This is a genomic window from Escherichia sp. HH091_1A (assembly GCF_030295175.1).
GTDB classification, from domain to species: domain Bacteria; phylum Pseudomonadota; class Gammaproteobacteria; order Enterobacterales; family Enterobacteriaceae; genus Escherichia; species Escherichia coli_F.
Genome location: NZ_AP025747.1, coordinates 4665040 through 4684064 on the forward strand (window position 1 = coordinate 4665040; position 19025 = coordinate 4684064).

General features: G+C 51.3%; 19 protein-coding genes and 1 pseudogene. 13 read left to right on the forward strand and 7 right to left on the reverse strand.

Going from position 1 to position 19025, the window contains the following annotated elements; translation table 11 throughout:
• Positions 1-12: 12 nt before the first annotated feature.
• From dapF to uvrD, 5 genes are all read left to right on the forward strand, one after another.
• Positions 13-837, forward strand: coding sequence for a diaminopimelate epimerase (gene dapF / locus QUF14_RS23225; protein WP_001160648.1), 825 nt, complete (start codon positions 13-15; stop codon positions 835-837).
• Positions 834-1541, forward strand: a complete 708-nt coding sequence (locus QUF14_RS23230) for a DUF484 domain-containing protein (RefSeq protein WP_000812786.1) — start codon at positions 834-836, stop codon at positions 1539-1541. Before dapF ends, QUF14_RS23230 begins: the two co-directional genes overlap by 4 nt.
• Positions 1538-2434: a tyrosine recombinase XerC gene (gene xerC, locus QUF14_RS23235; protein WP_000130685.1), complete on the forward strand. Its 897-nt coding sequence runs from the start codon at positions 1538-1540 to the stop codon at positions 2432-2434. Before QUF14_RS23230 ends, xerC begins: the two co-directional genes overlap by 4 nt.
• Positions 2434-3150: a 5-amino-6-(5-phospho-D-ribitylamino)uracil phosphatase YigB gene (gene yigB, locus QUF14_RS23240; RefSeq protein ID WP_001213567.1), complete on the forward strand. Its 717-nt coding sequence runs from the start codon at positions 2434-2436 to the stop codon at positions 3148-3150. The genes xerC and yigB overlap by 1 nt, the downstream gene beginning before the upstream one ends.
• A gap of 83 nt (positions 3151-3233) precedes the next feature.
• A complete protein-coding gene (gene uvrD, locus QUF14_RS23245; RefSeq protein WP_000383407.1) occupies positions 3234-5396 on the forward strand; it encodes a DNA helicase II in 2163 nt (720 codons plus the stop codon).
• Positions 5397-5538: 142 nt separating this feature from the next.
• Here uvrD and QUF14_RS23250 read toward each other — a convergent pair whose 3' ends face one another.
• Positions 5539-6303: a phosphodiester glycosidase family protein gene (locus tag QUF14_RS23250; protein WP_000951158.1), complete on the reverse strand. Its 765-nt coding sequence runs from the start codon at positions 6301-6303 to the stop codon at positions 5539-5541.
• Positions 6304-6464: 161 nt separating this feature from the next.
• Between QUF14_RS23250 and ysgD the strand changes: the two genes are divergently transcribed.
• Positions 6465-6521, forward strand: coding sequence for a YsgD/CorL family protein (gene ysgD, locus QUF14_RS23255; RefSeq protein WP_212723238.1), 57 nt, complete (start codon positions 6465-6467; stop codon positions 6519-6521).
• Between the two features lie 151 nt (positions 6522-6672).
• On the forward strand, positions 6673-7623 hold the full coding sequence (gene corA / locus QUF14_RS23260; RefSeq protein WP_000947159.1) for a magnesium/cobalt transporter CorA: 951 nt from the start codon (positions 6673-6675) through the stop codon (positions 7621-7623).
• Positions 7624-7658: 35 nt separating this feature from the next.
• Here the strand turns inward: corA and QUF14_RS23265 are convergent.
• From QUF14_RS23265 to yigI, 4 genes and pseudogenes are all read right to left on the reverse strand, one after another.
• Positions 7659-8155, reverse strand: a pseudogene (locus QUF14_RS23265) (DUF943 family protein).
• Positions 8152-9000 (reverse strand): YPO3983 family protein, encoded by an 849-nt coding sequence (locus tag QUF14_RS23270; RefSeq protein WP_001059681.1) that lies wholly within the window; start codon positions 8998-9000, stop codon positions 8152-8154. Before QUF14_RS23270 ends, QUF14_RS23265 begins: the two are co-directional and overlap by 4 nt.
• Positions 9001-9310: 310 nt before the next feature.
• Entirely contained in the window at positions 9311-10201 is an 891-nt protein-coding gene (gene rarD, locus QUF14_RS23275) for an EamA family transporter RarD (protein WP_000379995.1), read from the reverse strand.
• Positions 10202-10252: 51 nt separating this feature from the next.
• Positions 10253-10720 (reverse strand): acyl-CoA thioesterase YigI, encoded by a 468-nt coding sequence (yigI, locus tag QUF14_RS23280; RefSeq protein ID WP_001277142.1) that lies wholly within the window; start codon positions 10718-10720, stop codon positions 10253-10255.
• Between the two features lie 164 nt (positions 10721-10884).
• Here yigI and pldA point away from each other — a divergent pair, with 164 nt between their 5' ends.
• The 3 genes from pldA to rhtC all read left to right on the forward strand — a co-directional run bounded on the left by pldA (position 10885) and on the right by rhtC (position 14399).
• Positions 10885-11754, forward strand: coding sequence for a phospholipase A (gene pldA / locus QUF14_RS23285; RefSeq protein ID WP_001259701.1), 870 nt, complete (start codon positions 10885-10887; stop codon positions 11752-11754).
• A gap of 131 nt (positions 11755-11885) precedes the next feature.
• Entirely contained in the window at positions 11886-13715 is a 1830-nt protein-coding gene (gene recQ, locus QUF14_RS23290) for an ATP-dependent DNA helicase RecQ (protein ID WP_100733796.1), read from the forward strand.
• 63 nt (positions 13716-13778) lie between these two features.
• Complete coding sequence (rhtC, locus tag QUF14_RS23295; RefSeq protein ID WP_000928844.1) at positions 13779-14399, forward strand: threonine export protein RhtC; 621 nt, start codon at positions 13779-13781, stop codon at positions 14397-14399.
• Between the two features lie 61 nt (positions 14400-14460).
• Here rhtC and rhtB read toward each other — a convergent pair whose 3' ends face one another.
• Positions 14461-15081, reverse strand: coding sequence for a homoserine/homoserine lactone efflux protein (rhtB, locus tag QUF14_RS23300; protein ID WP_000171696.1), 621 nt, complete (start codon positions 15079-15081; stop codon positions 14461-14463).
• Between the two features lie 110 nt (positions 15082-15191).
• Here rhtB and pldB point away from each other — a divergent pair, with 110 nt between their 5' ends.
• The 3 genes from pldB (at position 15192) to bioP (ending at position 17997) form a co-directional block, all read left to right on the forward strand.
• Positions 15192-16214 (forward strand): lysophospholipase L2, encoded by a 1023-nt coding sequence (gene pldB, locus QUF14_RS23305; protein WP_000487644.1) that lies wholly within the window; start codon positions 15192-15194, stop codon positions 16212-16214.
• Between the two features lie 7 nt (positions 16215-16221).
• Positions 16222-17022, forward strand: a complete 801-nt coding sequence (yigL, locus tag QUF14_RS23310) for a sugar/pyridoxal phosphate phosphatase YigL (protein WP_000285347.1) — start codon at positions 16222-16224, stop codon at positions 17020-17022.
• Positions 17023-17097: 75 nt separating this feature from the next.
• Positions 17098-17997, forward strand: coding sequence for a biotin transporter (bioP, locus tag QUF14_RS23315; protein WP_001196237.1), 900 nt, complete (start codon positions 17098-17100; stop codon positions 17995-17997).
• Here the strand turns inward: bioP and metR are convergent.
• Entirely contained in the window at positions 17885-18838 is a 954-nt protein-coding gene (gene metR / locus QUF14_RS23320; protein WP_000573618.1) for an HTH-type transcriptional regulator MetR, read from the reverse strand. The genes bioP and metR overlap by 113 nt on opposite strands.
• Between the last annotated feature and the right edge of the window lie 187 nt (positions 18839-19025).

The window sequence follows — 19025 nt, forward strand, 5'->3', positions numbered from 1 at the left end:
TTGGAGTAAATGATGCAGTTCTCGAAAATGCATGGCCTTGGCAACGATTTTATGGTCGTCGACGCGGTAACGCAGAATGTCTTTTTTTCACCAGAACTGATTCGTCGCCTGGCGGATCGGCACCTGGGGATAGGGTTTGACCAACTGCTGGTGGTTGAGCCACCGTATGATCCGGAACTGGATTTTCACTATCGCATTTTCAATGCTGATGGCAGTGAAGTGGCGCAGTGCGGCAACGGCGCACGCTGCTTTGCCCGTTTTGTGCGTCTGAAAGGGCTGACCAATAAGCGCGATATCCGCGTCAGCACTGCCAACGGGCGGATGGTTCTGACCGTCACCGATGACGATCTGGTGCGCGTCAATATGGGCGAACCCAACTTCGAACCTTCTGCCGTGCCATTTCGCGCTAACAAAGCGGAAAAGACCTATATTATGCGCGCCGCCGAGCAGACAATCTTATGCGGCGTGGTGTCGATGGGAAATCCGCACTGCGTGATTCAGGTTGATGATGTCGATACTGCGGCGGTAGAAACGCTTGGTCCTGTTCTGGAAAGCCACGAACGTTTTCCGGAGCGCGCCAATATCGGTTTTATGCAAGTGGTTAAACGCGAACATATTCGTTTACGCGTTTATGAGCGTGGGGCAGGAGAAACCCAGGCCTGCGGCAGCGGCGCGTGTGCGGCGGTGGCGGTAGGGATTCAGCAAGGTTTGCTGGCCGAAGAAGTACGCGTGGAACTCCCCGGCGGTCGTCTTGATATCGCCTGGAAAGGTCCGGGTCACCCCTTATATATGACGGGGCCGGCGGTACATGTCTACGACGGATTTATTCATCTATGAAGCAACCAGGGGAAGAACTGCAGGAAACACTCACGGAGCTAGATGACCGGGCGGTTGTCGATTATCTGATTAAAAATCCTGAGTTTTTTATCCGCAATGCGCGCGCAGTAGAAGCGATACGTGTGCCGCATCCGGTACGCGGCACCGTTTCGTTGGTCGAGTGGCACATGGCCCGCGCACGTCATCATATTCATGTTCTGGAAGAGAACATGGCGCTGTTGATGGAACAGGCTATCGCCAACGAAGGCTTGTTCTATCGCTTACTTTACCTGCAGCGTAGTCTCACCGCCGCCAGCAGTCTCGACGATATGCTGATGCGTTTTCACCGCTGGGCGCGCGATCTCGGCCTGGCAGGTGCGAGTCTGCGCCTGTTTCCGGATCGCTGGCGCTTAGGTGCGCCGTCAAACTACACTCATCTCGCATTAAGCCGTCAGTCTTTCGAACCGCTGCGTATTCAGCGTCTGGGGCAGGAACAGCACTATCTTGGGCCGCTTAACGGACCGGAGCTGCTGGTGGTGCTACCGGAAGCGAAAGCGGTGGGATCGGTGGCGATGTCGATGCTGGGAAGCGATGCTGATTTGGGTGTCGTGCTGTTCACCAGCCGCGATGCCAGTCACTATCAACAAGGGCAGGGAACGCAGTTACTTCATGAAATTGCGCTGATGTTGCCGGAGCTTCTGGAGCGTTGGATTGAACGCGTATGACCGATTTACACACCGATGTAGAACGCTACCTACGTTATCTGAGCGTGGAGCGCCAGCTTAGCCCGATAACCCTGCTTAACTACCAGCGCCAACTTGAGGCGATCATCAATTTTGCCAGCGAAAACGGCCTGCAAAGCTGGCAGCAATGTGATGCGGCGATGGTGCGCAATTTCGCTGTACGCAGTCGCCGTAAAGGGCTTGGCGCGGCAAGCCTCGCATTACGCCTCTCTGCGCTACGTAGCTTTTTTGACTGGTTGGTCAGCCAGAACGAACTTAAAGCCAACCCGGCGAAAGGTGTTTCGGCACCGAAAGCGCCGCGTCATCTGCCGAAAAATATCGACGTCGATGATATAAATCGGCTGCTGGATATTGATATCAACGATCCCCTCGCCGTGCGCGATCGGGCAATGCTGGAAGTGATGTACGGCGCGGGTCTGCGTCTTTCCGAACTGGTGGGGCTCGATATCAAACACCTCGACCTGGAGTCCGGTGAAGTGTGGGTGATGGGGAAAGGCAGCAAAGAGCGCCGCCTGCCGATTGGTCGCAACGCTGTGGCGTGGATTGAGCACTGGCTTGATTTGCGCGACCTGTTTGGTAGCGAAGACGACGCGCTTTTTCTGTCGAAACTGGGCAAGCGTATCTCCGCGCGTAATGTGCAGAAACGCTTTGCCGAATGGGGCATCAAACAAGGGCTGAATAATCACGTTCACCCGCATAAATTACGTCACTCGTTCGCTACGCATATGCTGGAGTCGAGCGGTGATCTTCGTGGTGTGCAGGAGCTGCTGGGTCATGCCAACCTTTCTACCACGCAAATCTATACTCATCTTGATTTTCAACACCTTGCCTCGGTGTACGATGCGGCGCATCCACGCGCCAAACGGGGGAAATAATGCGTTTTTACCGGCCTTTGGGGCGCATCTCGGCGCTCACCTTTGACCTGGATGATACCCTTTACGATAACCGTCCGGTGATTTTGCGCACTGAGCAGGAGGCGCTTACCTTTGTGCAAAATTACCATCCGGCGCTGCGCAGCTTCCAGAATGAAGATCTGCAACGTCTGCGTCAGGCGGTACGGGAAGCGGAACCCGAGATTTATCATGATGTGACGCGCTGGCGTTTTCGCTCAATAGAACAAGCGATGCTTGACGCCGGGCTGAGCGCAGAAGAAGCCAGTGCAGGCGCACACGCGGCAATGATCAACTTTGCCAAATGGCGTAGCCGGATCGACGTTCCGCAGCAAACGCACGACACCTTAAAACAGCTGGCGAAGAAATGGCCGCTGGTGGCGATCACCAACGGTAACGCCCAGCCGGAGCTGTTTGGTTTGGGGGATTATTTTGAGTTTGTGCTGCGTGCTGGCCCGCACGGGCGCTCAAAACCGTTCAGCGATATGTACTTCCTGGCGGCGGAAAAACTCAACGTGCCGATCGGCGAGATCTTACATGTCGGGGACGATCTCACCACTGACGTGGGTGGGGCAATTCGCAGCGGAATGCAGGCCTGTTGGATCAGACCGGAAAATGGCGATCTGATGCAAACCTGGGACAGCCGTTTACTCCCGCATCTGGAAATTTCCCGGTTGGCATCTCTGACCTCGCTGATATAATCAGCAAATCTGTATATATACCCAGCTTTTTGGCGGAGGGCGTTGCGCTTCTCCGCCCAACCTATTTTTACGCGGCGGTGCCAATGGACGTTTCTTACCTGCTCGACAGCCTTAATGACAAACAGCGCGAAGCGGTGGCCGCGCCACGCAGCAACCTTTTGGTGCTGGCGGGCGCGGGCAGTGGTAAGACGCGCGTACTGGTGCATCGTATCGCCTGGCTGATGAGCGTGGAAAACTGCTCGCCGTACTCGATTATGGCGGTGACATTTACCAACAAAGCGGCGGCGGAAATGCGCCATCGTATCGGGCAACTGATGGGTACCAGCCAGGGCGGTATGTGGGTCGGCACTTTCCACGGGCTGGCACACCGTCTGCTGCGTGCGCACCATATGGACGCCAACCTGCCGCAGGATTTCCAGATCCTCGACAGCGAAGACCAGCTGCGCCTGCTTAAGCGTCTGATCAAAGCCATGAACCTCGACGAGAAGCAGTGGCCGCCGCGCCAGGCAATGTGGTACATCAACAGCCAGAAAGATGAAGGGCTGCGTCCGCATCATATTCAAAGCTACGGTAATCCGGTGGAGCAGACCTGGCAGAAGGTGTACCAGGCGTATCAGGAAGCGTGTGACCGCGCGGGCCTGGTGGACTTCGCTGAACTACTGCTACGCGCCCACGAACTGTGGCTTAACAAGCCGCATATCCTGCAACACTACCGCGAACGTTTTACCAATATCCTGGTGGACGAATTCCAGGATACCAACAACATTCAGTACGCGTGGATCCGCCTGCTGGCGGGCGATACTGGCAAAGTGATGATTGTTGGCGATGACGACCAGTCAATCTACGGCTGGCGTGGGGCGCAGGTAGAGAATATTCAGCGTTTCCTCAATGATTTCCCCGGTGCCGAAACTATCCGTCTGGAGCAAAACTACCGCTCTACCAGCAATATCCTGAGCGCGGCGAACGCCCTGATTGAAAACAACAACGGGCGTTTGGGTAAAAAGTTGTGGACCGATGGCGCGGACGGTGAGCCGATTTCCCTCTATTGCGCTTTTAACGAACTCGACGAAGCGCGTTTTGTGGTTAACCGCATCAAGACCTGGCAGGACAACGGCGGGGCGCTCGCCGAGTGCGCCATTCTCTATCGCAGCAACGCCCAGTCGCGCGTGCTGGAAGAGGCGTTATTACAAGCCAGTATGCCGTACCGTATTTATGGCGGGATGCGCTTCTTCGAACGCCAGGAAATCAAAGATGCGCTCTCGTATCTGCGCCTGATTGCCAACCGTAACGACGACGCGGCCTTTGAGCGCGTGGTGAATACGCCAACGCGGGGTATTGGTGACCGGACGCTGGACGTGGTACGTCAGACATCGCGCGATCGCCAGTTAACACTCTGGCAGGCGTGCCGCGAATTATTGCAGGAAAAAGCGCTCGCCGGGCGTGCTGCCAGCGCTTTGCAACGGTTTATGGAACTGATCGACGCCTTAGCGCAAGAAACTGCCGATATGCCGCTGCATGTACAGACTGACCGGGTCATTAAAGACTCCGGCCTGCGCACCATGTACGAGCAGGAGAAGGGCGAAAAAGGCCAGACGCGTATCGAAAACTTAGAGGAACTGGTGACGGCAACGCGCCAGTTCAGCTACAACGAAGAAGACGAAGATTTAATGCCGCTGCAGGCGTTCCTCTCCCATGCGGCACTGGAAGCAGGTGAAGGGCAGGCGGATACCTGGCAGGATGCGGTACAGCTGATGACGCTACACTCGGCGAAAGGTCTGGAATTCCCGCAGGTGTTTATTGTTGGTATGGAAGAGGGCATGTTCCCAAGCCAGATGTCGCTGGATGAAGGCGGGCGTCTGGAAGAAGAACGCCGTCTGGCCTACGTTGGCGTAACCCGCGCGATGCAGAAACTGACACTGACCTACGCGGAAACCCGCCGTCTGTATGGCAAAGAGGTTTACCATCGCCCGTCGCGCTTTATTGGTGAGCTGCCGGAAGAGTGTGTGGAAGAGGTGCGTTTACGCGCTACGGTAAGCCGCCCGGTCAGCCATCAACGGATGGGTACGCCGATGGTCGAGAACGACAGCGGCTACAAGCTCGGCCAGCGCGTACGCCACGCCAAGTTTGGTGAAGGCACCATCGTCAATATGGAAGGCAGCGGTGAGCATAGCCGTTTGCAGGTGGCATTCCAGGGCCAGGGTATTAAATGGCTGGTGGCGGCTTACGCCCGGCTGGAGACGGTATAACGTTGCCGGATGCGGTGCTGCGCACCTTATCCGGCCTACAAAATCATGTAGATTCAATAAATTGCAATGTCATGTAGGCCGGGTAAGGCGTTTGCGCCGCATCCGGCATCTGCACCATATTCAGTGACACAAAACGGTTGTTTTAACTTTTCTGCTCGACGGAAATCATGGTAACAAAAGGATAGCGTTGCCACGGGATTGCCCCGCCTTTCACATACATATGTGAAATCGTGCCATCAAGATAAAGCAGTTGCTCAACGTTCAGTTTCGTTTTGGCATAACAGGCAAAATCATAAAAATTTGTCACCTGCTGGCTCAACAAAAACACGGCGTTCCCTTGTTTATTAATCCCAACACCGTTACGAATTTTGCGTGAGGCGACGTTGGGATGAATACGCGGATTAATGACGCCGTTTTCCATCAACATTGGCCCTGACTGCACCGCGAACTGAATCTCTTTACTGGTTTTAAAGGCATCCAGACGAACGATGCCGACTTTATCTCCCGCGACATAAAACACACCGCCAGGACGGATAAAGAAATTCCCTTCACCTGAAGCGAGATTTAACGCCACCTTCTGCTGACCGTTTTCGATGTACAAACCGAGCGGCGCATAGCTTTCATCATAGATGCTGCCGTTCATCGCCATTTGCACCTGACCCTGACTATTAATATCCGTCAGCAGCGCATGTAACGTTTCCCACGCTTCGCCATTGGCTTTTTGCCAGTACATTTTCACCCGCTCTGTTTGAGGATTAACGGTATACGCCTGTATGGTCAGTGTCGGATCTGATAGTGCGCAATCATCAGCGGCAACAGCAAACAAGGGAAGTAAGGTGAGGGCGAGAAAAATCCGTTTGAGATTCAAGGTGATCATTCCTTTACCAATGAGTAGCCGATGCGCCATTATAGGTCCTGGATGTGGGATTTTTTTATCCTGTTAGCGACCTTGACGAGTACCAAAAAGCGCGAAGTTCAACTATTGTTCTGTGGTGTTCTGTTGCGTGTTGACGGCAAAATTTTGCTGGCGTAACATGCGCGCACGATCACTCTAAGAGGACATTCGCCTTGGACACACCCAGTAGATACTGGCTCATTATCCTGTCATCCAGGATCAACTCCTAAGGCTATCCCTTTTTGCTGATAGCCTTAGCGGTTGTCAGCGACCTCAATTTTTCCCGTCGCGCTGAGTCAGGCTGTTTAATGGTCTGAAACCCAATTTGTTTCTGTGTGCCCACCGAACTGTCCGATATTTTAAGCATTGGGAGTCCCGGTCATGCTGAGCGCATTTCAACTGGAAAATAACCGACTGACCCGGCTGGAAGTCGAAGAGTCACAACCCCTTGTAAATGCAGTATGGATTGATCTTGTCGAACCGGACGACGACGAGCGACTGCGCGTACAATCTGAACTTGGCCAGAGCCTGGCAACACGCCCGGAACTGGAAGACATCGAAGCATCGGCGCGTTTCTTTGAAGACGATGACGGCCTGCATATTCACTCCTTCTTCTTCTTTGAAGATGCGGAAGATCACGCCGGTAACTCCACTGTGGCATTTACCATCCGTGATGGTCGTCTGTTTACTCTGCGTGAGCGTGAACTGCCTGCATTCCGTCTGTATCGTATGCGCGCCCGTAGCCAGTCAATGGTGGACGGTAACGCCTACGAGCTGCTGTTGGATCTGTTCGAAACCAAAATCGAACAGCTGGCAGATGAAATTGAAAATATCTACAGCGACCTGGAGCAGTTGAGCCGGGTGATTATGGAAGGGCATCAGGGCGATGAGTACGACGAGGCGCTCTCCACGCTGGCGGAACTGGAAGATATCGGCTGGAAAGTTCGCCTGTGTCTGATGGATACCCAGCGCGCGCTCAACTTCCTGGTACGTAAAGCACGCTTACCGGGTGGGCAACTGGAGCAGGCGCGTGAAATCCTGCGAGATATCGAATCCCTGCTGCCGCATAACGAATCCCTGTTCCAGAAGGTGAACTTCCTGATGCAGGCGGCGATGGGCTTTATCAATATCGAGCAGAACCGCATCATTAAAATCTTCTCGGTGGTATCCGTGGTGTTCCTGCCACCGACGCTGGTCGCTTCCAGCTACGGGATGAACTTTGAGTTTATGCCGGAACTGAAGTGGAGCTTCGGCTACCCAGGCGCGATTATCTTTATGATCCTCGCGGGCCTGGCACCGTATCTTTACTTTAAGCGGAAGAACTGGTTGTAATATAAATGCCGGGTAAAGATTGTTCTTTATCCGGCTTATTGCTGAAAATTGTCTTTTTCAAAGTCATGCGGGTTGAACACTCGCTCTATCTTATTTTCCTGGGTTAGTTGATACTCATTGTTATCAGCAATAAAAAAATGAGTATTACGGTAAGGATATTCATTAATAACCATTAAATAGTTTTTTACGATGCAATTATCATTGCTCTTAATCGTCGGGAAACAGTAGAGATCTTCATACGGCCCTTCGATATATTTTTTATAGTCAGTGAAGCCATTACCGATATCAATAACATACCAGGTATGCCAACTGCCTTCTGGTAGGGGATTTTGACTTTTAATTTCATCCTGATGCTTCAGATACCAATTTATTTTATCGCTATCAGTCCATGGCAGATGATCAACGACCAGAAAGACTGAATTGCCAGCATCAGAGTATGTATACAAAATCTGTACAGGACGCAATGTCCATAAATTATAGATGCAGCATATAAGAAATAATATAATATAATTTTCTGGAGTTTGCTTTTCATAGATAATTTTCGATTCTTTCGATAGTGTTAAAATTGGTAAAAAAAGGTTTGAAAGCAAAGTCTTTATGCCGTTGTAAAAAGAACCATATGCGAAAAAATCTATACTTGTTGTAAATCTTGTTTTTTATATCAGTCACATCCAAACCAAAGTGGTCTTGTGCTATGAAATGAATGGTAGCGCTCCAGCCCATAGGATATTTTTGAAAATTTAAAAGAGATATTTTTTGAGCTGAGATATCATGAATGCTGATTCCCAGGCCATTAAAATTATCTTTAAAATCATTGAATTTATTTAGTCTTGATGAAAGTAATTCGGTCTTAATCTTTTGTAGGAGAAGAGGCCGGTATCCTATCGTAGGTGTTGAAGAAATATCATTTTCGATACATTCTTTGATTACACGTATTGGGCTATTATAATCATATTTGTTTATTCGTTCATGAAAAGATAAGTTCAATTCCTGGCTATGGAAACTGTTGCCATTTCCATATCTAAAATGATCAATCAGATCCTGGGTGAGTGTTTTGTATTGTCCAAAAAAGGAAAACATTTTTGCCAGATCTTTCATTTCTGCAAATAAAATATCAATACATTCACTTTGTGATATTTTTGTTCCAGAAGTTGGAACACTAAAAGCACCATAAGTAGAATTCGGCCCAGGAAAATGGTATTTAATGAGGCGGTAAGGATCAACTTTTGCAGAGATGTCGCTTAAGCCGAGTGAGAGAAAATCTTGTTCTTCCATATCCCCATACTGCATATCATCAGCAGAAAAATCATCGAATAAAGTAATAGTTTCGAAAAGTGTACAGGGCATATTAATTGATGAGCCTAATATGTTGTTCATTTATATTCTCCTTTCTTATAATTAAGGGCAATGTTAATTTGATAAGAAATAATAGGGTAAAAAAATTTTAAAAAAGAAATGCACTTCACATTTTTCATTACATTCTGAAGAGAACTTGGTTAATGATTGGTCTTGCTCATCGCTAATAACATAATGCTGAATTTACCAAAAATGAAATTTATTAAAGCAAATGAAAATATACAACGACGTCTGGAAATTCTGCCTTTCCTTATGTGAGTCTCCTGTCAGCATGGCAATATGCCCACTCTCATGCAAGAGTCGGCATATTTTTTCAGAATATATTTATTTTTTATTTGGACGTTCTACGCTGCGTATAAATCGCATCCATCACAAAAATTGCCAGCGCCACCCAAATAAAGGCGAAGGTCACCATCTTATCGGCACCCGGTTTTTCACCATAAAACGTCACAGCCAGCAGGAACATCAGCGTCGGGCCAATGTACTGAAAAAAGCCTAACGTTGAGAGACGCAGGCGTGTCGCAGCCGCAGTAAAACACAACAGCGGTACGGTAGTGACAATACCGGCGGCGATCAGCAGTAAATTCAGCGACATCGGATTTTGCCCCATATGGCTGGTTGAGCTGTCGGCAATAGCAAACAGATAAATCGCCGCGACGGGCAGCAGCCACATAGTTTCGATTAACATTCCGGTTTGCGCTTCAACGGCAATTTTCTTGCGTACCAGGCCGTAGAAGGCAAAACTAAACGCCAGCCCCAGCGCGATGATTGGCAGCGAACCAAAAGTCCAGAGCTGGACCAATACACCACATATCGCCAGAATCACCGCCAGCCATTGCATCCGGCGGAATCGCTCGCCGAGGAAAATCATCCCCAGCACAATGTTCACCAGCGGGTTAATAAAGTAACCAAGGCTCGCTTCCAGCATATGGTGATTGTTCACCGCCCAGATAAACAGTAGCCAGTTGCCACCAATCAGCACGGCAGAGACTGCCAGCATGAAGATTTTCTTTGGTGTCTGAATCAGCGTTTTTAAATAGGACCACTGGCGGCAAATGCTCATCAGCACCACCATAAAGAAAAACGACCAGATCACGCGATGCGTCAGGATCTCATCGGCGGGCACGTAGTAAATCAGCTTGAAGTACGCTGGCGCAATACCCCAAATAAAATAAGCGGCAAGAGCGAGTAATACGCCCTGCCGCGTTTGTTTGGTGTCCATTGGCAAAACTCATTTTTTATGGGTAAAAGCAGTTTACCTGCTTTTACGTTATCAACCTACCATATAGGTGGCGGTGGCACTGGCTATATAAAGCTGTTCTTCATTGTGTAATTCAACGCGGGCGACGGCGACTTTATTGCCCGCACGCAACAGACTACTGGTAGCAGTAAAACGCTCGCCCCTGCCTGGGCGCAGATAATCGACGCGAAGATCAATGGTCCCCATCCGCGATAGCCGCTGGCGTAGTTCATCTTCACTGATGGTTTCGTGGCGGGTTAAGGTACTTCCCACGCACACCAGACCGGCGGCGACATCCAGCGCCGACGCAATGACCCCGCCGTGCAAAATGCTTTGCGCCCAGTTACCCACCATCATTGGCTGATTTTTAAAGGCCAGCTGTGCGAACTCTTTTTCGTAACGCTCCAGTTCCATCCCCAATGCGCGGTTAAATGGCATGTGATAAACAAACATCTCACCCACTAATTTCAGGGCTTGTTCAGCGGTCAGTACGGCAGACATATCATCCTTACACTTCATTAGTTAATGAAATGTTGATTTTATGCTTCTTTTTTGTTGGTTTCTACTTTAGGAAGGGATAACTAACGGCAAAGGAGTTAAGTATGTAAAATAGCCCGCAGAAAAATATTCATCTAATCAATAATTCGTTACGGAGAACACGACCGATGCGGACTCTGCAGGGCTGGTTGTTGCCGGTGTTTATGTTGCCAATGGCAGTGTATGCGCAAGAGGCAACGGTAAAAGAGGTGCATGACGCGCCTGCGGTGCGTGGCAGTATTATTGCGAATATGCTGCAGGAGCATGACAATCCTTTCACGCTCTATCCTTATGACACCAACTACCTCATCTACACCCAAACCAGCGATCTGAACAAAGAAGCGATCGCCAGTTATGACTGGGCGGAAAACGCGCGTAAGGATGAAGTGAAATTCCAGTTGAGCCTGGCATTTCCGCTGTGGCGCGGAATATTGGGGCCAAATTCGGTGTTGGGAGCTTCTTACACGCAAAAATCCTGGTGGCAACTGTCCAATAGCGAAGAGTCTTCACCGTTTCGTGAAACCAACTACGAACCGCAATTGTTCCTTGGTTTTGCCACAGATTACCGCTTTGCTGGCTGGACGCTGCGCGATGTGGAGATGGGTTATAACCACGACTCTAACGGGCGTTCAGACCCGACTTCCCGCAGCTGGAACCGCCTTTATACCCGTCTGATGGCAGAAAACGGTAACTGGCTGGTAGAGGTGAAGCCGTGGTATGTGGTGGGGAATACTGACGATAACCCAGATATCACCAAATATATGGGTTACTACCAGCTTAAAATCGGCTATCACCTGGGTGATGCGGTGCTGAGTGCGAAAGGACAGTACAACTGGAACACCGGTTACGGTGGTGCGGAGTTAGGCTTAAGTTACCCGATCACCAGGCATGTGCGCCTTTATACCCAGGTTTACAGCGGTTATGGCGAATCGCTCATCGACTATAACTTTAACCAGACCCGTGTGGGTGTGGGGGTTATGCTGAACGACTTGTTCTAATGTGAGTTGATTGAAAGGCAAAACTGGAATCCAGCATCCAGGATTACCCTCTCAGAGACTAAAAGCATTGCAGTTTCTCGCGCAGGCGCTGAAAATAGCGCCTGTTTTTATTTCAGGCAATCGGGGTTAATGTGGCGCAGGCGGAAGTGTTGAATCTGGAGTCCGGGGCTAAACAGGTTTTACAAGAAACCTTTGGCTACCAACAGTTTCGCCCCGGCCAGGAAGAGATTATCGACACCGTACTTTCCGGTCGCGATTGCCTGGTCGTCATGCCCACTGGTGGCGGAAAATCCCTTTGCTATCAAATCCCTGCCTTACTACTAAACGATCTTACCGTGGTTGTTTCACCACTGATTTCGTTGATGAAAGATCAGGTGGATCAGCTACAGGCCAACGGCGTGGCGGCGGCGTGCCTTAACTCGACGCAAACCCGCGAGCAGCAGCTTGAAGTAATGACAGGCTGCCGCACCGGGCAAATCCGCCTGCTGTATATCGCGCCGGAACGCCTGATGCTGGATAACTTCCTTGAGCATCTGGCGCACTGGAATCCAGTGTTATTAGCCGTTGATGAAGCGCACTGTATCTCCCAATGGGGGCACGATTTCCGCCCGGAATACGCCGCGCTCGGTCAGCTGCGTCAGCGTTTTCCTACTCTGCCGTTTATGGCGCTAACCGCCACCGCCGACGACACCACGCGGCAGGATATCGTGCGCCTGCTGGGGCTGAACGATCCGCTGATTCAAATCAGCAGTTTTGATCGCCCGAACATTCGCTACATGCTGATGGAGAAATTCAAACCGCTCGATCAGTTGATGCGCTACGTGCAGGAACAACGCGGTAAGTCGGGGATTATTTACTGTAATAGTCGTGCGAAAGTAGAAGACACCGCCGCGCGTCTGCAAAGCAAGGGTATCAGCGCAGCGGCTTATCACGCCGGGCTTGAAAACGATGTCCGTGCGGACGTGCAGGAAAAATTCCAGCGCGATGACCTGCAAATTGTGGTGGCGACGGTAGCGTTCGGCATGGGCATCAACAAGCCTAACGTCCGCTTCGTGGTTCACTTTGATATTCCACGCAATATCGAATCCTATTATCAGGAAACCGGTCGCGCCGGGCGTGATGGCCTGCCCGCGGAAGCGATGCTGTTTTACGATCCGGCCGATATGGCGTGGCTGCGCCGTTGCCTGGAAGAAAAACCGCAGGGGCAGTTGCAGGATATCGAACGTCATAAACTCAATGCGATGGGCGCGTTTGCTGAGGCGCAAACCTGTCGTCGTCTGGTGCTGCTGAATTACTTTGGCGAAGGGCGGCAGGAGCCGTGCGGGAACTGCGATATCTGTCTCGATCCGCCAAAACAGTACGATGGTTCAACCGATGCGCAGATTGCGCTTTCCACCATTGGTCGTGTGAATCAGCGTTTTGGTATGGGCTATGTAGTGGAAGTGATTCGCGGTGCGAATAACCAGCGAATCCGCGACTATGGTCATGACAAACTGAAAGTCTACGGCATGGGCCGTGATAAAAGCCATGAACATTGGGTCAGCGTGATCCGCCAGCTGATTCACCTCGGCCTTGTGACGCAAAATATTGCCCAGCATTCTGCCCTACAACTGACAGAGGCTGCGCGCCCGGTGCTGCGCGGCGAATCCTCTTTGCAACTTGCCGTGCCGCGTATTGTGGCGCTTAAACCGAAAGCAATGCAGAAATCTTTCGGTGGCAATTACGATCGCAAACTGTTCGCCAAATTACGCAAACTGCGTAAATCGATTGCCGATGAAAGCAATGTCCCGCCGTATGTGGTGTTTAACGACGCGACCTTGATTGAGATGGCGGAACAGATGCCAATCACCGCCAGCGAAATGCTCAGCGTTAACGGCGTTGGGATGCGCAAGCTGGAACGCTTTGGCAAACCGTTTATGGCGCTGATTCGTGCGCATGTCGATGGCGATGACGAAGAGTAGTCAGCAGCATAAAAAAGTGCCAGGATGAAGACTCCGTAAACGATTTCCCCGCGAGTCAATTGTATGTTGATGTTATTCCTCACCGTCGCCATGGTTCATATCGTGGCGCTTATGAGCCCCGGTCCCGATTTCTTTTTTGTCTCCCAGACTGCCGTTAGCCGTTCGCGCAAAGAAGCGATGATGGGCGTGCTGGGCATTACCTGCGGCGTAATGGTCTGGGCAGGGATCGCGTTGCTTGGCCTGCATTTAATTATCGAAAAAATGGCCTGGCTGCATACGCTGATTATGGTGGGCGGTGGCCTGTATCTCTGCTGGATGGGTTATCAGATGCTGCGTAGCGCACTGAAAAAAGAGGTCGTTTCTGCGCCTGCGCCACAGGTAGAACTGGCAAAAAGCGGGCGCAGTTTCCTGAAAGGCTTACTGACCAATCTCGCCAATCCGAAAGCGATTATCTACTTTGGTTCGGTATTCTCGCTGTTTGTCGGCGATAACGTCGGCACCACTGAGCGCTGGGGCATTTTCGCGTTGATTATTATCGAAACACTGGCGTGGTTTACCGTCGTTGCCAGCCTGTTTGCTCTACCGCAAATGCGCCGTGGTTATCAACGTCTGGCGAAGTGGATTGATGGTTTTGCCGGGGCGTTATTTGCCGGATTTGGCATTCATTTGATTATTTCTCGTTGATGCCAAACGCTTCATCAGAGTAAGTCGGATAAGGCGTTTACGCCGCATCCGACATTATTTTTCACGCATGCCTCGCCGATGCCAACAACGCTCCTACCAGCATAAACAGCGAGCCAAAAATCTTATTCAATGCCTTCATCTGTTTTGGCCCTTTTATCCATAATGCGATCCGTTGGGCGAGGGTGGCGTAACCGATCATCACAATAATATCGACCACAATAGTGGTGACGCCGAGCACGATATACTGCATCAGTTGTGGCTGTTGCGGCATGATGAATTGCGGAAATAACGCCGCCAGAAACACAATACTTTTGGGATTGGTGAGATTCACAAAAACTGCGCGCTGGAACAAATGTCGGCGCGATTGAGTAGAGGCCAGCGATTTAAGATCAATTGCGCCAGCAGCACGCCACTGCTGGATACCCAGCCAAATCAAATAAGCTGCTCCTGCCCACTTCAACACTTCAAACGCAATCACTGAGCGGGAGAATAGCGTACCCAACCCCACACCAACCAGCACAATATGAATCGCCAGTCCGGTCTGAAGCCCAGCAATAGACGCCATCGCACCACGATAACCGTGGTTGAGCGAGGTGGTCATGGTGTTGATTGCACCAGAGCCTGGCGACAGGCTTAAAATGATTGATGTTAGCAGGTAGGCAAACCACCATTCTAAGGTCATGATGAACTCCCGGTGTGTCTATTTTTGTGCCACAATACGCTACTGTCGCAGCGTTGTGTCAGACACGCTTAAAAAAACGATTTTACGTGGTTTAAGAGGCAGATTACCCGATGTTTCAGCAGCAAAAAGACTGGGAAACAAGAGAAAACGCGTTTGCTGCTTTTACCATGGGACCGCTGACTGATTTCTGGCGTCAGCGTGATGAAGCAGAATTTACTGGTGTGGATGACATTCCGGTGCGCTTTGTCCGTTTTCGTGCGCAGCACCATGACCGGGTGATAGTCATCTGCCCGGGGCGTATTGAGAGCTACGTAAAATATGCGGAACTGGCCTACGACCTGTTCCATTTGGGGTTTGATGTCTTAATCATCGACCATCGCGGGCAGGGACGTTCCGGTCGCCTGTTAGCCGATCCGCATCTTGGGCATGTTAATCGCTTTAATGATTATGTTGATGATCTGGCGGCATTCTGGCAACAGGAGGTCCAGCCCGGTCCGTGGCGTAAGCGCTATATACTGGCACATTCGATGGGCGGTGCGATCTCCACGTTATTTCTGCAACGCCATCCAGGTGTATGTGACGCCATTGCGCTAACTGCACCAATGTTTGGGATCGTGATTCGTATGCCGTCATTTATGGCGCGGCAGATCCTTAACTGGGCCGAAGCACATCCACGTTTCCGTGATGGCTATGCAATAGGCACCGGGCGCTGGCGCGCGTTGCCGTTTGCTATCAACGTACTGACCCACAGCAGACAGCGATATCGACGTAACTTACGCTTTTATGCTGATGACCCAACGATTCGCGTCGGTGGGCCGACCTACCATTGGGTACGCGAAAGTATTCTGGCTGGCGAACAGGTGTTAGCCGGTGCGGGTGATGACGCCACGCCAACGCTTCTCTTGCAGGCTGAAGAGGAACGCGTGGTGGATAACCGCATGCACGACCGTTTTTGTGAACTCCGCACCGCTGCGGGCCATCCTGTCGAAGGGGGACGACCGCTGGTAATTAAAGGTGCGTACCATGAGATCCTTTTTGAAAAGGACGCAATGCGCTCAGTCGCGCTCCACGCCATTGTTGATTTTTTCAACAGGCATAACTCACCCAGCGGAAACCGCTCTACAGAGGTTTAAATTTCTTATGTACCAGGTTGTTGCGTCTGATTTAGATGGCACGTTACTTTCTCCCGACCATACGTTATCCCCTTACGCCAAAGAAACTCTGAAGTTGCTCACCGCGCGCGGCATCAACTTTGTGTTTGCGACCGGTCGTCACCACGTTGATGTGGGGCAAATTCGCGATAATCTGGAGATTAAGTCTTACATGATTACCTCCAATGGCGCGCGTGTTCACGATCTGGATGGCAATCTGATTTTTGCTCATAACCTGGATCGCGACATTGCCAGCGATCTGTTTGGCGTGGTCAACGACAACCCGGACATCATTACTAACGTTTATCGCGACGACGAATGGTTTATGAATCGCCACCGCCCGGAAGAGATGCGCTTTTTTAAAGAAGCGGTGTTCAAATATGCGCTGTATGAGCCAGGATTACTGGATCCGGAAGGCGTCAGCAAAGTGTTCTTCACCTGTGATTCTCATGAACAACTGCTGCCGCTGGAGCAGGCAATCAACGCTCGTTGGGGCGATCGCGTCAACGTCAGTTTCTCTACCCTAACTTGTCTGGAAGTGATGGCGGGCGGCGTTTCAAAAGGCCATGCCCTGGAAGCGGTGGCGAAGAAACTGGGCTACAGTCTGAAAGATTGTATTGCCTTTGGTGACGGGATGAACGACGCCGAAATGCTGTCGATGGCAGGTAAAGGCTGCATTATGGGCAGTGCGCACCAGCGTCTGAAAGATCTGCATCCGGAGCTGGAAGTGATTGGTACTAACGCCGAGGATGCAGTGCCGCATTATCTGCGTAAGCTCTATTTATCGTAATCGTTCTTTATTTGGTCAGTTGTCAACCTGATACTTCGCTACAATGGATACTCGTTAATCAAAGAGTTTTCCATTGTGGCGCTACTTATCATCACCACGATTCTGTGGGCCTTCTCCTTTAGCTTTTATGGCGAGTACCTTGCGGGGCACGTCGATAGCTATTTTGCAGTGCTGGTGCGCGTTGGCCTGGCGGCACTCGTGTTTCTGCCGTTTCTGCGTACCCGTGGCAATAGCCTGAAAACGGTCGGTCTGTATATGCTGGTGGGCGCGATGCAGCTTGGCGTGATGTATATGCTGAGTTTTCGCGCCTATCTCTACCTGACGGTCTCCGAACTGTTGCTGTTCACCGTACTGACGCCGCTCTACATCACGCTGATTTATGACATCATGAGTAAGCGCCGTCTGCGCTGGGGTTATGCTTTTAGCGCCTTGTTGGCGGTGATTGGTGCCGGGATTATTCGCTATGATCAGGTCACCGACCACTTCTGGACTGGCCTGCTGCTGGTGCAACTCTCCAATATCACTTTTGCCATCGGCATGGTGGGTTACAAACGCCTGATGGAAACTCGCCCGATGCCGCAGCATAACGCCTTTGCGTGGTTCTATCTTGGCGCGTTCCTGGTGGCGGTGATTGCATGGTTCTTGCTGGGAAATGCGCAGAAAATGCCGCAAACCACGCTGCAATGGGGCATTCTGGTGTTTCTTGGCGTGGTGGCTTCCGGTATTGGCTACTTTATGTGGAACTACGGCGCGACTCAGGTGGACGCCGGAACGCTGGGCATTATGAATAATATGCACGTTCCGGCAGGGCTGTTGGTTAACCTGGCTATCTGGCACCAACAGCCGCACTGGCCAACGTTTATTACAGGCGCGCTGGTGATCCTGGCCTCACTGTGGGTGCATCGTAAGTGGGTCGCTCCGCGCTCTTCACAAACGGCAGATGATCGCAGGCGTGATTGCGCGCTGAACGAATAAACGCTTCTGTAATCGGCTGACGCTGCTCGCCATCGCGCACGGCGGCGTACAGTCGGCTCCACAAGCCTTCGCCCAGGGTTTTGGTGACCACCAGACCCTGGCGTTCAAAACTCTCCACCACCCAGTGCGGTAGCGCAGCGATACCCATCCGCGCGGCAACCATCTGAATCAACAACAAGGTGTTATCGACGCTTTTCAGTGACGGGCTAACGCCTGCGGGCTGAAGAAAATGCCGCCAGACATCCAGTCGGCTACGCTGCACCGGATAAATCAACAGCGTTTCGCTGGCGAGGTCTTCCGGCGTGATTCGCGTTTTCGCCGCCAGTGGATGGTCAGGCGCTAACACCAGACGCACTTCATAATCGAACATCGGCGAATAATGCAGGCCACTGCGCGGCAGAATATCGGAGGTCATCACCAGATCCAGCTCGCCCTGCTGCAATGCAGGCTGCGGGTCAAATGTTACGCCTGATTTAAAATCCATCTCCACCTGCGGCCAGTTCTTATGGAAATTTTCTAACGCGGGCGTCAGCCACTGAATACAGCTATGGCACTCAATGGCAATGCGCAGGCGCGTCTGCTGCGGTTCATTGCAGGCTTGCAGTGCCTGGCTGATTTGCGGCAGCACCTGATTCGCCAGTTGCAACAGGATTTCTCCCTGCGGTGTAAACCGAAGCGGCTGGCTTTTACGCACAAATAGCCGGAAGCCAAGGCGTTGTTCCAGATCGCTAAACTGGTGAGACAGGGCGGATTGCGTTTGATGCAACGTCGCCGCAGCGGCTGCGAGTGAGCCGCAGTTCCGCAACGCTTGTAGCGTTTTCAGGTGTTTTACTTCGATCATGAAAGTCCTTCACTTCGGCATGAATAATTTGCGCTTGAGGAATATACAGTAACCGCCAATTATGGATGTGTAAACATCTGGACGGCTAAAATCCTTCGTCTTTTAAATTTATGGTGCGTTGGCTGCGTTTCTTCACCCCGGTCACTTACTTCAGTAAGCTCCCGGGGATGAATAAACTTGCCGCCTT